General features: G+C 74.7%; 11 protein-coding genes. 3 read left to right on the forward strand and 8 right to left on the reverse strand.

Going from position 1 to position 13,493, the window contains the following annotated elements; all coding sequences use genetic code 11:
* Positions 1–44: 44 nt before the first annotated feature.
* Positions 45–3,008: an AfsR/SARP family transcriptional regulator gene (locus EKH77_RS31615; protein WP_240667647.1), complete on the forward strand. Its 2,964-nt coding sequence runs from the start codon at positions 45–47 to the stop codon at positions 3,006–3,008.
* A gap of 23 nt (positions 3,009–3,031) precedes the next feature.
* Here EKH77_RS31615 and EKH77_RS31620 read toward each other — a convergent pair whose 3' ends face one another.
* The 6 genes from EKH77_RS31620 to EKH77_RS34495 all read right to left on the reverse strand — a co-directional run bounded on the left by EKH77_RS31620 (position 3,032) and on the right by EKH77_RS34495 (position 9,346).
* Positions 3,032–3,256, reverse strand: coding sequence for a hypothetical protein (locus EKH77_RS31620; protein WP_126917599.1), 225 nt, complete (start codon positions 3,254–3,256; stop codon positions 3,032–3,034).
* Positions 3,257–3,349: 93 nt separating this feature from the next.
* Positions 3,350–3,580, reverse strand: coding sequence for a hypothetical protein (locus EKH77_RS31625; RefSeq protein WP_126917600.1), 231 nt, complete (start codon positions 3,578–3,580; stop codon positions 3,350–3,352).
* The gene (locus tag EKH77_RS31630) at positions 3,577–4,545 is read right to left on the reverse strand and encodes a JmjC domain-containing protein (protein ID WP_164737927.1); all 969 of its coding nucleotides are present in this window, start codon (positions 4,543–4,545) and stop codon (positions 3,577–3,579) included. Before EKH77_RS31630 ends, EKH77_RS31625 begins: the two co-directional genes overlap by 4 nt.
* A 68-nt stretch (positions 4,546–4,613) precedes the next feature.
* Positions 4,614–5,903 carry a lanthionine synthetase C family protein gene (locus EKH77_RS31635; RefSeq protein WP_126917602.1) on the reverse strand — a complete coding sequence of 430 codons (1,290 nt, stop codon included), beginning with the start codon at positions 5,901–5,903 and terminating at the stop codon, positions 4,614–4,616.
* Positions 5,904–5,923: 20 nt separating this feature from the next.
* On the reverse strand, positions 5,924–9,121 hold the full coding sequence (locus tag EKH77_RS31640) for a lantibiotic dehydratase (RefSeq protein ID WP_126917603.1): 3,198 nt from the start codon (positions 9,119–9,121) through the stop codon (positions 5,924–5,926).
* 96 nt (positions 9,122–9,217) lie between these two features.
* The gene (locus EKH77_RS34495; RefSeq protein WP_276319252.1) at positions 9,218–9,346 is read right to left on the reverse strand and encodes a hypothetical protein; all 129 of its coding nucleotides are present in this window, start codon (positions 9,344–9,346) and stop codon (positions 9,218–9,220) included.
* A gap of 254 nt (positions 9,347–9,600) precedes the next feature.
* On the opposite strand from EKH77_RS34495, the gene EKH77_RS31645 reads away from it, so the two are divergent.
* Together EKH77_RS31645 and EKH77_RS31650 are read left to right on the forward strand one after the other, a co-directional pair.
* Entirely contained in the window at positions 9,601–10,515 is a 915-nt protein-coding gene (locus tag EKH77_RS31645; RefSeq protein ID WP_126917604.1) for a nuclease, read from the forward strand.
* 124 nt (positions 10,516–10,639) lie between these two features.
* A complete protein-coding gene (locus EKH77_RS31650; protein ID WP_126917605.1) occupies positions 10,640–11,191 on the forward strand; it encodes a hypothetical protein in 552 nt (183 codons plus the stop codon).
* Here EKH77_RS31650 and EKH77_RS31655 read toward each other — a convergent pair.
* Positions 11,184–12,422: a hypothetical protein gene (locus EKH77_RS31655; RefSeq protein WP_126917606.1), complete on the reverse strand. Its 1,239-nt coding sequence runs from the start codon at positions 12,420–12,422 to the stop codon at positions 11,184–11,186. The genes EKH77_RS31650 and EKH77_RS31655 overlap by 8 nt on opposite strands.
* Positions 12,410–13,270 (reverse strand): alpha/beta fold hydrolase, encoded by an 861-nt coding sequence (locus EKH77_RS31660; protein ID WP_126917607.1) that lies wholly within the window; start codon positions 13,268–13,270, stop codon positions 12,410–12,412. The genes EKH77_RS31655 and EKH77_RS31660 overlap by 13 nt, the downstream gene beginning before the upstream one ends.
* Between the last annotated feature and the right edge of the window lie 223 nt (positions 13,271–13,493).

Here is a 13,493-nt window from a genome sequence, read left to right on the forward strand (position 1 = left end):
CGGTGACTTGTGCCGGTGGTGGGGGGAAGACTGTGGAATTTTCTGTGCTGGGAGCCGTGGGCGTCCGCGACGGTGAGGCCGTCGTGCCGTGCGGGCCGCCGCAACAGCAGGCGGCCCTCGTGATGCTGGCGCTCCGGCGCGGTCACGCCGTGCCGCTGCACGAGCTGGTGAGCGGGGTGTGGGGCGACACGGCGCCGGACTCGGCGGTGATGATCGTGCGCACCTATGTGTGGCGGCTGCGCAAGCTGCTGACGGCGGCCGGCTGCGACGCGCAGGTGCTGGCCAGGGTGGGCGACGGCTACCGGCTCGCGGAGGAGCCGCTGTCGGTGGACGCCTTCCGGGCCGAGCACCTGGCGGCGGAGGCGGCGCGGGCGCGCGGGGCCGGGAAGCACGACGAGTGCGCCGCTCTGCTGACGGAGGCGGTGTCCCTGTGGCGGGGCGAGCCCCTGGCGGGGGTGCCCGGGCCGTTCGCCGACCGGCAGCGCTCCCGGCTGTCCGAGCTGCGGCTGACCCTGCTGGAGGAGCGCTTCGACCTGGACCTGCTGCTGGGCCGGCACGCCCAGGCGGTCCCGGAGCTGACCGCGTTCATCCGGGAACAGCCGCTGCGGGAGCGGTCGTACGGATTCCTCATGCGGGCGCTCTACGCCGCCGGACGGCAGGCCGACGCCCTGGCGGTGTTCGGCAAGGCCCGCGAGGTGCTGGCGCTGGAGCTCGGCCTGGATCCCGGGCCCGAGCTGCGTTCCCTCCACGAGCGGATCCTGGCCTGCGACCCGGAGCTCGCCCCGTCCTCGGGCGGGCCGGCGGCGGAGCGCCCGCCGAGGGAGGGCGGCGCCTCGGCGCCCCCCGCCCGCCCCGCCCAGCTCCCGGCCGACATCTCCGACTTCAGCGGCCGCGACGAGGCGGTCGCCGAGCTGTGCCGGGCCCTGGCCGACCCGGAGCGCACCGCGCTCGCCGTCGCCTCCGTCAGCGGGATGGGCGGCATCGGCAAGAGCACCCTGGCCCTCCGGGTGGCCCACCAGATCAAGGGGGAGTACCCGGACGGTCAGCTCTACGCCGACCTGCGCGGCTCGGGGACGGACGCGGCCGACCCCGGCACCATTCTGGTGAGCTTCCTGACCGCGCTGGGCGTCTCCCGGCGGAAGATCCCCGGCTCCCTGGAGGACCGGTCCCGGCTGTTCCGCACCCTTCTCGACGACCGCAAGGTGCTGCTGCTGCTCGACAACGCCCGCGACGCCGCCCAGGTCAGACCGTTGCTGCCGGGAGCGGCCCACTGCGCGGTGGTGGTCACCAGCCGGGCGCGCCTGGTGGGTGTGCCCTCCGGCGCCCATGTCCGGCTGGAGGAGTTCAGCACGGCCGAGGCGCTCTGTCTGGTGCGGCGCATCGTGGGCGAATCCCGGGTCGCCCCGGAGGAGGAGGCCGCGCTGGCGCTGGTCGTCGCCTGCGCGTGCCTGCCCCTGGCGGTGCGGATCGTGGCCACCCGTCTGTCGTCCCGGCCGGGCTGGACGGTGGCGCACCTGGTGGCCCGGCTCGCCGACGAGCGGCGCCGGCTGGCCGAGCTGCGCGCCGACGACCTCGCCGTGGCCGCCGCCTTCGAGCTCGGCTACCGCCAGCTGACCGACCCGCAGGCGAGGGTGTTCCGGTCGCTGGCCTCGGTCGCCTGGCCGCACATCGGGCTGGGCGCGGCCGCCGCCGCGCTGGGCCTGGCCGAGGCGGACGCGGAGGACCTGCTGGAGCCGTTGGTCGACGCCGCGTTGCTCGAGTCACCGGCACCGGGCCGCTACCGGTACCACGATCTCGTGCGGGACTTCGCCCGGCAGCTGCCCCCGGCCGACGAGGACCTCGCGGACTCCGACGTGGAGCGCCGGCTGCTCGACCACCTGCTGGAGATGGCGGGGGAGGCGTTCAGGTGGATGGTGCCCGGCGACCCGGTGCACAGCACCATCGCCGCCGGCGCCGTGCGGCGGGACGGCCCGCGCTTCACGGACCTGGCCGAGGCCCGTGAATGGGTGATCACCGAGTTCGACTGCGCGCTCCACACCGTCCAGTTGCTCGTCAGACGGTGGGAGGCCGCCGAACAGGAGCCGCTGACGGCGGCCGCCGACCTGCTGGTGGCCCTGAGTTCGTTCGGCCAGGACGTCCCGTACGCGCAGATGGCCCTCGCCGCCGAGGCGCTGGCGGAAGCCGCCGCCCTGGCGGGCAACCACCGCGCGGCCGGCCGCGCCCACTTCATCTGCGGCAACGCCGCGATCCAGGAGACCCGGCTGACGCGGGCCCGTTCCCACGCCCAGCTGGCCGCCGGGTTCTGCCGGCGGGCCGGCGACCGAGCGATCCTGCAGCAGGCGTGCAACGACCTCGGCGTGATAGCCCAGTTCGAGCAGCGCTACGACGACGCGGCCGAGTTCTTCGACGAGGCGCTCGTCCTGGCCCGTGAGTGGGGGCAGCGGTCGGGCGAGCTGATCACCACGCTCAACGCGGCGCTGGCCCGCATCCGCGGCCGCCGGGCCGAGGAGGCGCTGCCCGCCTGCGAGGAGGCACTGGCCGCCCTGCGCGAGATGGCGGACCGGCACGGCGTGGCCCACGCGCTGTGCGTGCGCGGGCAGGCCCTCCACGAACTGGGCCGGTACCCGGAGGCGCTGGCCGGCTACCGCGAATGCCTGGACCTCTGCGCGACGGAGGGGATCCCGGGCCAGCAGGCGCAGGCGTGGTACCGGTACGCCGAGACCCTGCGCGTCATGGGCGACGCCGAGGAGGCGCTGGAGGCGGCGGACCGGGCGGTGGCCTACTACCGGACGGTGCCCGGCCGCGACCGTGACCGGGGCTACGCGCTGTGGACGCGGGCCCGGGTCTCGCACAGCGCCGGCCACCACGGACGGGCGCTGGAGCAGGCGGGCGAGGCGCTGGAGGTCTTCACCCGCACCGGGCTGCCCGAGGCCGCGCAGGTGCGTGCGCTCATCGACGACATCCACGGCATCGACAGCCTCGACGGCGTGCGGCCCGCGCCGGCGTAGCGCGGGCCGGGGGCGACGGCCCCTCAGGCCTTGGTGTTGTACTCGGTCTGGTCGTGGTTGCCGCGGCCGTTGCCGTTGTGCCCGTCCGTGACGGTGAAGTGGGTGACGGGGGAGTCGGCGGAGGTCCGTGCGGCACCGCCGGAGCCGGTGACGGACGACAGGGGACCGGCGGTGACCAGCAAGGCGGCCAGGGCGGCCGGGACGAGAACGGCGGTACGGCGCTTGCGGGACACGGAGGTGCGCGACACGGGAGGGTCCTGTCTCTCGGTGGAGCGGTTTCGATGCGGTGATTCTGCGCGCCGCCCATCTACGTTCGATATATGGGCACTCGACACCGGAGCTCAGACGCCCTCTCCACGGCCCTCCCAGGGTGCCTCGGGCTCCAGGGAGCCGGCCAGCCGGATCCTCGCCGCCTCGATCATCCCCAGCGCACCCCAGCTACTGGTGCCGGTGTACATGTAGCGCAGGGCCGGGCCGTTCTCGGTGAGGCACTCGACGATCACGACCGCGCGCATGGCGTGGTGGTCCGAGGGGAGCGGGGGCAGGCCGAGCCCGTACACGTCGTCGTTCATGGGTTTCCCTCCGCCGGCGCCGGGGCGGCCGGGCGGGCCGTGCCCAGGTGCGCGGCCAGCGCGGCGATGCCCGGGCCGGAGCCGAGGCCGGGGATCGCGCCCTCGGCGAGTTGCGCGCGGCGGGCGTGTTCCACCACGGCAGCGGCGGTCAGCTCCGGCAGCCGGGCGCGGAACCGGTCGAGCAGCAGTTCGGCGGCCGCGTGGAGGTCGTCGTCGGCCGGCGGGCGGCTCGGCAGCGGCAGGGAGCCGAGCAGCAGGCGTTGCAGCGAGGTGAACAGCTGCTGCGTGCCGACCTCGCGGATCGTGAGCGAGAGGTGGGAGGAGAGGCCCTCGCCGCCCACCGCCTCGTGGGCGAAGCCGCGCGGGATGTAGAGCACTTCCCCGGGGCGCAGGGTGTCGGTCAGCAGGGCCGGGCCGCCGTCGGCGACCGCGCCGGGCTTCCAGTCGGCGTCGCCGGGGCCGCCGCGCACGGTCCAGTGCTTGCTGCCGGTGTGCTGGAGCAGCAGGACGTCGGCGTCGTCGCGGTGCAGCTCGAGCCCTTGTGCCCCGGGCGGCGTGACGAAGAAGAACGCCTCGACGCGGCGGCCGAGTTCGCCCTCCAGCGCGCGGGTCAGCGCGCGGGTGGCCGGGTGCCAGTGCTCGACGTTGCGCAGCACCAGGGAGGCGCCCTCGGCGAGCAGCTCGCGTACCCGGTCCGGGTCGGCGTACCCGGGGGTCGTGACGCCCGCGACGGTGCGTGAGCGGGTGTAGCGGGAGGAGTGCACCGGGTCGCCCGCCCGGGCGATCTCCAGGTGGGGAACGCGCAACAACCCCCCGGCCACCGCGGTGTCGATCTCCTCCAGCGTGAGGGGCGCGGCCGGCCCGCCGCCGGGACCGGGCCGGAAGACGGCCGGCGTGGTGCGCCAGCAGCGGTCCAGGAAGGCGTCCGTGTCGCCCACCCAGCGGGTGAGTTCCTCCCGGTGCATGCGGTCTCTTCTCTCTGTCGGGTTCCGTCTGGCTGCCGGGTTCCGGCTGGTCGGGTTCCGGCTGTTCATCAGGCCAGCAGCAGCGCGCGGTCCCAGCGGGTGGCGGGCGCGGTGTCCGTGGCGAAGGTGTGGAGGGCGAGCGCCGCGCCGGCCGCGCCGGTGAGGAAACCGCCCGGATGCTCCTCGGGCGGCCGTTCGCCCGGGGCGTCGGCGAAGCCGAACGGCCGCTCCCCGTCGACGAGGTCCAGCAGACGGGCCGCCAGCCCCGGCAGGTGGCCGGCGAGTTCCGCGTCGCCGCTGTCGCGGGCGACGCGCCAGGTGGTCTGGAGCAGACCGGCCACCCCGTGGCAGAGCCCGGCCTCGGCCGACGGCTCCGCCTCCGCCGACGCGGCACGGCTCAGCGCGGCCCGCAGCGCCTCCACGCCGGCCTCCTGCCAGCGGGGGACGCCCAGGGCGAGGCCCGCGAGCTGGAGGGCACGGGCGATGCCCGGGGTGCCGTAGCACCAGGACGGCGGCCCCGCCCCGGGTCGCGCGGGGCCCGAGGCCAGCTGACCCGGCCACCAGGATCCCGCGCCGTCCGTCCGGCGTCGCACGAGGAGCCATTCGGCGAAACCGGTGATCGCGGCCCGCTGGCCGGGCACCCGCACCCCCTGCCGCCAGGCGAGGGCCAGCAGGGCGAGGGGGCCCGGGAGGCCGTGGGCCATGCCCAGGTTGGCGTGCCCCTCCGCCGGGTCCACCGGCCGGTACGAGTCCCCGGCGAGCGCCACCCACCAGCCGGGCAGCAGCCAGCCGTCCACGCGCACCGGCCGGGCCAGCGACGTCAGCGCCCGCACCAGGCGCGCGACGGCGGCCTCGGCCGGGCCGCCGAGCTCCAGCAGGTGCGCGCCCAGTCCGGCCTGCCCGCTGATCACGTCGTACGCGGTGAAGTCGGCGCAGCCGAGGCGCTCGGCGACGCGCCGTTCCTCACGCCCGGCCCGGGCGCCCGCGATCCCGGCGACCTGCCGCGCGAGATGGTCCCGGGCCGCGGGACCCGCCGCCGCCCGGTGGAGGGCGAACGACAGGGCGGCCACGGGCCCGTACAGCCCCTGCGGCCCGGGAGCCGTCGCCCGTGCGGCGAGCGCGGCGCCGTGCCGCAACCACGCCTGGGCGGCGGTCCGGTGCGCCGGATCGGTGCGGGCCAGCTCGGCGTGGAGCAGGGCGATGCCCGGCGCGCCGTCGCCGAGGCTCGCCGCGCGGAAGGCGGACACGTCCCGGGCCGCTTCGACGGCGGGGTCGGCCAGCCGCCGCGCGACGGTCGCCACGACGTCGGCGGCCCGTCGGCGCAGCGCGTCCACCGGCGCGCCTATCGGCACGTCCATCGGCACCCCCACCCGCGCTTTCACCGGGCCGCCCGGAGGCGTTCCCGGCGGCTGCGCAGCGCCGCGGCGGCCAGGGCGAAGGAGCGCTCCTCGGCAGGACGGTCGATGCCGGTGAGCCGGTTGTGGTGCATGTGCAGGAGGGAGCCCAACGGTCCGGTGCCCGCGCCGAGTTCCCGGAGGAGCGTTCCGTACGCGGTCAGTGCGGGGGCGCGGCGCTCCCAGCACGCGAGCAGCGCCGGGCCGCCGGGCAGCGCGCGCAGCCGCTGCCAGCCGCCGAACGGGTCGATCAGTTCCCGCGCCAGGTCCTTGGCGGCGCGCGAGGGCTCGGCGTCGGGCACCGGGCGGTCGAGCAGGTACCGGACGCCCTCCGTGGTGCCCGCGACACGGCAGGCCAGGTCGACGTGGCCGAGCGCGCTGAGCACCGTCCTGTCCAGGGACAGCGCACGGCTGTCGAGCAGCTCGACCTGCTCCCGGCAGGCCAGGCTGTCGGCGTGGAAGGCCAGTTCGGCGGCGGCTGCCGCGGCGGGTCCTCCGTAGCGTTCGAGTTCCGGGTCGTAGGTGTCCAGCACCAGCCTGTCCCCGAGCCCCTCGGCGGCCAGCCCGTCGCACCAGTCCCGCAGCCGGGGCAGCAGGGAGCCGGTGAGGACGGCGGGCTCGCCGTGGAAACGCAGCCTCAGATGGGGGTCCGGGTCGCGGTAACGGAGGTAGAACCAGCGGTCGACCTCACCGGGCAGCCCCTCCAGCAGCCGGGGCAGCCGCCGGGCGAGGATCTCGTCCTGGCGCTCGGCCGAGCAGTACACCTTGGCGTACAGCCACCGCGAGCCGGGGGCGTGGGCGGCGCGGACACGGCGGGGCTCGGGCACGGGCACGGGCCGGAGGGCGGACGCGCCCGCGCCGCCGGGCGCGGGGGCCGACCGGAGCATCGGGAACGCGATCTCGTTGACCCGGCCGGACCGCTCGCCGCCGTCGGTCAGCCAGCCGAAGCCGTGGCCGCAGTCCGTCGGCGGTTCCTGGAGGAAGCCGCCCGGGCGGCGCAGCCACTCGTCGCGCAGCAGCGCGCGGTGGAACGGGCGCCGCAGGTCGAGGGCGACGCGGTTGTCCCCGTTGACGCTCTCCACCCGGTCCGGCACCCGCCAGCGGGAGCGCCAGGCGTCGAAGAGCCGCTCCCAGTCGGCGGGCGCGGTGGCCCGCTCCGAGAGCGCCGGGTCCGTCGGACGCCAGCGGGCCAGGGCGAGCACCGTGCGCCCGCGCCGGACCCTGGGCAGGTACGGCAGGTCGTCCGCGGCCCCCCAGCGCCAGCGCGGCCACGCCGGGAAGCCGTGCTGGGTCACCTCGTGCAGGAACCGGGCGGCGTTCGGCGCGTGCCACACCGTCGCGAGCATGCTGGGGACGACCGGCACGACCTCCTTGCCGAGCCGGGGCGCCACCACGGCGAGCCGGTGGACGTCGGCGACGACGGCCAGGTCGGACACGCCGAGCTCCGTCCCGTCGGTACGGTCGGCGAACGCGCCGAGCGTGATGGTGTGCGTCAGACGGCGCGGCACCAGCGCCACGTTGGTGGTAGCGCCGAGCGGCGGCGGGAACATCAACTGCGCGGGGACGGCGCCGGGCGCGGCCCCGGGTACCCGCCGCACCACCTCGGTGACCCGGTCGTCGTCGGCGCCCAGCACGAACCCGAAGCGCCCCGCGTGCGCTCCCGCCGTACGCGCCCCACCGGTGACCACCAGCCGGAAGTCACCGCCGGCCAGCGCCTCGGGCGAGTCGGCGAGCAACTGCGCCAGCATCTCGAACGACGGCGGGGCCGGCGCTTCTTCGTCACCGGCGGTGAGCCGCTCCACGAGGGCGTCGTCCAGGACGACCTCCCGCTCGCCGTTGACGGACGCTTCCTGGGCGAGCTCGGTCAGCAGCCGGTCCTGGCCCCGCTCCCGCTGCTCCCGGGCGTCCGCCGGACTCCCTTGGGCGGTCCGCGCGGTGGCGGGGAGCCGGTACCCGGCGGGGCCGCCGAGGCCGATGTCCGGATCGAGGAGTTCCGTCAGCGGTACGGCGCGCCCGGCACCATACCGTTCGAGGAAATCGACGTGGTACTGGCGCAGATGAGCCGGGCCCGGCCGGGCCGCGGCCAGCCGCCACAGGGTCTCGGCCGCCCGTTCCGCCTCGGCGCGCACGGCGGGCGGCAGCCGGACGTCCACGTCGAGGCCCAGGTCGACCTGGAGGAGGTGGTCCGAGGGATGGAGGGCGGCCATCCGGTGGCCGGCGGCGTCGCGGGCCCCACGGCCGCGGCCGAGCGGCGTCGCCGCGTAGTCGGCCAGTTCCTTGTGAACCGCCGACAACTCGGCGGCGATGAGGGCCACGGGGCCGGGGAGCGGTTCGGCCGCGCGATCCCGGGCGGCCAGCAGGTCCAGCACATGGCCGAGCGGATCCGCGCCGTCCAGCGGCGGGCGGAGCTCCGTCAGCAGCACTTCCGATCCGACGAGGTCGACGAGGTGCCGCTCCACGGTGGCGGCCGACACCCCGGGGTAGGCGGCGAGGAGGTCGGCGACCAGATCACCGAACGGCACGGGCAGGGCGGCCCGCCGCATGACGTGGCGCACCACCGCGCCGGCCCGTACCGACACCTCCTGGGTGACCGGCCGGGTTCCCGCCCCGGGGGCCGGGACGTAGGGGACGACCAGCCGGTCACCCCGTACGAAGCACAGGTCGTTGAGGACGACGCGCAGCGGCCGCAGCACGGCCGGCTCGCGCTCCAGCCGCGCCACCACCTCGGTAAGCCAGCCCATGTCGGGCCGCACCGCCTTGCGGTGACGCTCGCCCCAGCGGACCCCGGCCGTCGCCGGCCCGTCGGCGAAGCCGATGGCGGCGACCCCCGCCATCGTGCCGAAGGGCGTGGCCCGGCCGGACATCCGCAGCCGGTACCGCGCCAGCGCCCGCACCGCGCGCCGCAGTTGCTTGGCGCGCACCGGCTCTCCGGCGAGCACGGCGTCGAGGGTCCGGCTCAGGGAAGGACTCGCCAGCGAGACCGCCTCCCTGAGCCGGTCGTCGGCCGCGGCGGTGCGCAGATGCTCCCGCAGTTCCGCCTCGTCGCCGCTGTCGCAGGGCTCCTGGGGGCCGCCGGACGGTTCCGGCGGCCGGATCGCGGCGCGGAACAGCAGGGTGTCCGCGCAACGGAAGGTCGACGGACCGGGGATGTCACTGCCCGGTTGGGCCGTGGGTGCCGCCACGGGGAGCCTCCAGAGTGGTGCGGGGGAACGAGTGAGGCGGCCCTTGGGGGTCGGGCCGCCTCACTCGTGGATCCTGTTCGGACGCAGGACCGACCGTCAGATGGTGGTCTTGCAGTAGAACGGCCAGGAGCCGGTCGCGGCCTGGACCGCGGCGGCCTGCTCGTCCTCGCCGGTGGCGGCGATCTCGATGACGTCCAGCTCGAACAGCTCGTCGAAGTTGTTCATGTCGACTCCATTCACTTCGTGTGCGACGCTCCCCGTCTCCGGGGCGGCCCCGGGGTTCTTCCCGGCGACTGACATCAACGTACGGAGCGCCTTTCTACGGCTTATCTACGTGGCGTCGACGCCACGTCCACGCCCCACCCGGTCTTCCAATGGCGGTCGCGCCGGAGCGGTCGCAGCATGGAAACGAGCCGGTTCGCTTCTTCCGCAAGCGCCTCGCGAGGCAATGGCCCGTCCCGGAGTCCATGGGAGACGCCATGCCCATGCTGCTGATCAAGGGAAATTTTCACCTTTCCGGCCACACCAGACCCGACGGGGACACCGTCCCGTTCATCCCGGACTACGTGGGCGAATGGAAGCTCGTCCAGGGATGCCACAAACCGGAGCCGGCGGCGGACGGCCACGTCGACGTGCGACTCGAGGGCATCGACGCGCTGGAGACCCACTACTCCGGCAACTATGGAACGGAGGAGCGCCAGCCGAGGAAGTTCGCCGACGCCGCCACGGACGCGATGCTGACGTGGCTCGGATTCACCGACATCCGGCGCACCCTGGACCTCCAGACCGGTCACGAGACCATCTCCGCCACTCCCGACAGGGTCCCGGGCTACATCCTCACCCGCGGCAGTGATGTCTTCGGCCGCTGCGTGGCCCTGGTCGTCCCCGGCCCCCCGGTGGGAGCCAGCGGATACGAGATCGACGTCAGGGCCACGCTCCTGGAGAAGACGGCCAACCAGCACCTGCTCGCCGAGGGACTGGCCTACCCCACCTTCTACTCGGGCTTCCCCGCCGAGCTGCGCCGCGCGATGACCGCCGCCGCCCTGACGGCGAAGGCCGACCCCGGCAAGGGCATCTGGAACATCACCTCCGACACGCTCGGCGATGTGACCCTCACCGGGGCGAAGGTCACCGGGATGGCCTCGATCACCGACAACGGCGCGGTGATCCTTCCCAAGCTGTTCCGCAGGCTGAAGGAGTACCTGTCGCTCGGCAACACGTCGCTGGCCTGCTTCCCCGCGTACCTGGGCGGCGCGGCGGACAAGTTCCGCGTCCTGTCGGCCGACCACGAGTCCAAGCTCATCACCGGCCTCCACAACGTCGTCGAGATCACCAACGGCGAGACCGTGAAGATGACCCACCCCTCGGAAGAGCTCCTCTTCGACGAGAAGTGACCGGCCGCGCGGGCCCTCGGGGCGGCGCTCGCCCTCTCACGGGCGCCTGCCCATGAACGGACCCCACTCCGGTCACTCCCGCACGCCCGTGTCGCGGGCGTCCGGGCAGGGGATGCCACGGACCATGACCGTTGAGAGATCACGCCGGCGTTCACGTACCCGTGCCCTGGCGGCGGCGACCGCCGCCCTCGCCCTGGCGGCGACGCCCATGGCGTCCGCCTCGGCGCACGGCCACGACCGGCGGTCGGTCCTCCTGCAGTGCCAGGGCACCGAGTCCGTCTCCTACAGCCCCGGAGTCACCTTCCGGCCACGGCACTTCGACGTCACCACCGACGGACGGTTCGTGTCGTGCGTCGACGTGGGAGGGAAGGTGCGGAGCGGGTCGTACCAGGAGACGTTCGGGCTGTTCGCCGGCTGCGACGACCTTCTTGAGGGCTTCACGGCGCGGCGGACCTTCCGCTGGAGCACCGGCGACACGAGCGTCGCCGACATCAGCGGCAGCAGCACGGAGGTGGCGGGCCAGGTCGTCACCACGATCACCGGCAAGGTCGTCAAGGGCCGGTTCAAGGGCCGGACCGCCGTCGAGATCATCACCCTCCCGCAACCGGGCGTGCTGCGGTGCCTCACCACCGGCTTCACGGGCGCCACGGGAGTGACGACGCTCACGATCACGTGAGGCCCCGGCCGCCCGGCCGGAAGATCCTGGCCACCACCGAGGAGACGGGCTCACCTCCGAGAACGTCCTGCAACTCCCTTACGCCGAGCCGTCGCTGCGTCGGCGTGAGCGAGAGGTACCGCTCGACGCGTTCGTTGAAGGAACGCCGGAACGCGGCATAGAGGTCCTCGTCGGTCCGTACCCGGCCCGCGATCCTCACCAGGGCCGCGGTGCCGGCGAAGTCCTCCTCCGGTACGTCGTCGTACGGCACGACGTCCGAGAACCGGTTGGCGGTCCGCCCGAAGAGCGTGCCGCCGAGACGTCGCACGGTGAAGACGTGGGCGTAGTGCTGCTCGTGCAGTGCCAGCGGCAGCCGGTCCAGGGCCAGCGCCTCGTGGAGCGCGGTCAGCCCCGGTGCCATCAGGTACGCGGGGGTGTTCGCCACCTGCCGCAGCAGCTCGCGCCGGGGCAGGCAACGGAAGGTGGTCTCCCGGCCGGCGGACGAGACGGTTCGCCCCCGCCGTCCGGCGAAGGGGCCGCCGCAGACCAGCACGCGCCGGAACCTCGGCCAGTCGCGCGGCAGGTCCTCGAGCCGGCGCTCCAGCAGCAACAGATAGTCGTTGTGCGACTCGAAATCCAGCAGGAAGTTCCTGAAACCGCCGACATTGACCAGCAGGTCGTACTCCGGGGGCGCCGCACCCGGCGCCGGCAGGCCGGTGTGATCGATGATCGCGCCGGTCAGGTGCACGGCGGGCCCCGATCCGAGCGCGGCGAACTCGGCAAGGCGTGCGTCGATCCCCGGGAAGTTCTGCACCACGCTGTCGGTGGCGAGCAGATGCGCGGCCACGATCCGCTCGTGCGGGGAGAGCTCACGGAGGTGGGCGTCAGCCGCCGCGTATCCGGAGCGCGGCAGCCCCTCGCACAGGTCGCGGATCCGGGCCAGTGGCCGCCCGAGCCGCCAGAAGCCGAACAGGCTGTCCACCATGACCACCGGCCGTCGCGCCACCACGGCCCGCAGGGCCAGGTCCGCGTCCATCGCCGACACCACATGATCGCTGGACTCCAGGAGCGCGCTGACGGCCCCGGACACCGGCCGGATGTCGTCGAAGGCGTCCGGGTTGGCCCGCGCGAAGGACGCCGCCACACCGTCACCCACGAACACCCGCTCGTGGCCGGCGAGCAGCCGTGAGACCGCGGCGAGTTCGGCGACCGGACCGAACCCGCAGTTCTGAGCCCCCATCACGATACGCATGCCGGCGCCCCCGGACCTCCGGCCCCGCCCCGGTCCGCGCCGCCGCCCGCCGGCCGGGCGGCGAAGACCTCGACGAGGCGCTCCGCGAACGCCCCCGGCTGTCCGGCGTATCCGGCGTGGCCGCCCGGGAACAGTGCGGGCCGGTGCCCCAGCCGGTGCGCCAGGGCCACCGCAGGGCGGTGGATGACATACGTACGCGAATCGTGGCCGCCCGCCATCGTGACCCGGTCCGCCACCGCCGCGAGCGCGGCGGAGTCGGGCACGAACCGTGTGGCAGGGCGCATGACATGAGTCAGGAAGAACGCGGAGTTGTCGCGCTCCTCGGGCAGCGCCGGCGCGGGACGGCCGCCGAAGAGCGCACTGAGCCTGTGCAGGGCCGACGCCACGCCCTCGCGGTGGAACGTCCGCAGGACGTCGTCGACGAGCGCGTGGTGCTCCTCGGCGTCCGGCAGCAGGCCCAGGGCGGGCGGCTCGTGCGCCACCACCGCCCGCACCCGCCCCGGATGACGTGACACGAGCTCCAGCCCCACGAGAGCACCCAGGCAACTGCCGAACACGAGGACCGGCTCGCCCGCCGGGAACAGACGCTCCAGCAGGCGGAACGCGTCGTCCGCGTGCACCTCGACCCGCTGCTCCACCGGCGGCCCCTCGAGCACACTGCGGGAGATGCCGCGCGGGTCGTAGCCGACGACGCGGAAGCGCGCGGCCAGCGCGGCGGCCAAGCCCTCGAACACGGCCGCGTCGCTGTTGCCACCGGTGATGAGCAACAGGGGCGGCCCCGCACCCCGTACCTCGTAGTACAGCCGAGCGCCCGGCACCGCTAGCGTCCCCGTCGTGAGCGTGTCCATCGCACTCCAGGTGAGTACCGACAGCGATACCGGGCCCCGGGCATGAGCCCGCTTCCACAGGGCAGGGCGTCGCCATAGGCATGCCCGGACGCACCGCTCCCATACCCCGGGCCCCCTGCCCCCAGGCCGCCCCGTGCGCGATGCCGGTGAAGGCCGCACGCTGGAGACAGAGCACTCTGGAGGCAGAGATAGAGCAGGCCAGGACGGACCGGAGGAGGTCTCC

The sequence above is a fragment of the Streptomyces luteoverticillatus genome (assembly GCF_003970715.1).
Lineage (GTDB): Bacteria > Actinomycetota > Actinomycetes > Streptomycetales > Streptomycetaceae > Streptomyces > Streptomyces abikoensis.

Excerpts from the sequence above, each read along its gene's own strand:
- EKH77_RS31635 (WP_126917602.1), bottom strand. The coding sequence starts at position 5,903 with ATGGACGTGCCGATAGGCGCGCCGGTGGACGCGCTGCGCCGACGGGCC.
- EKH77_RS31645 (WP_126917604.1), top strand. The coding sequence starts at position 9,601 with ATGCCCATGCTGCTGATCAAGGGAAATTTTCACCTTTCCGGCCACACC.
- EKH77_RS34495 (WP_276319252.1), bottom strand. The coding sequence starts at position 9,346 with ATGAACAACTTCGACGAGCTGTTCGAGCTGGACGTCATCGAGATCGCC.
- EKH77_RS31650 (WP_126917605.1), top strand. The coding sequence starts at position 10,640 with ATGACCGTTGAGAGATCACGCCGGCGTTCACGTACCCGTGCCCTGGCG.
- EKH77_RS31625 (WP_126917600.1), bottom strand. The coding sequence starts at position 3,580 with ATGAACGACGACGTGTACGGGCTCGGCCTGCCCCCGCTCCCCTCGGAC.
- EKH77_RS31660 (WP_126917607.1), bottom strand. The coding sequence starts at position 13,270 with ATGGACACGCTCACGACGGGGACGCTAGCGGTGCCGGGCGCTCGGCTG.
- EKH77_RS31630 (WP_164737927.1), bottom strand. The coding sequence starts at position 4,545 with ATGCACCGGGAGGAACTCACCCGCTGGGTGGGCGACACGGACGCCTTC.
- EKH77_RS31655 (WP_126917606.1), bottom strand. The coding sequence starts at position 12,422 with ATGCGTATCGTGATGGGGGCTCAGAACTGCGGGTTCGGTCCGGTCGCC.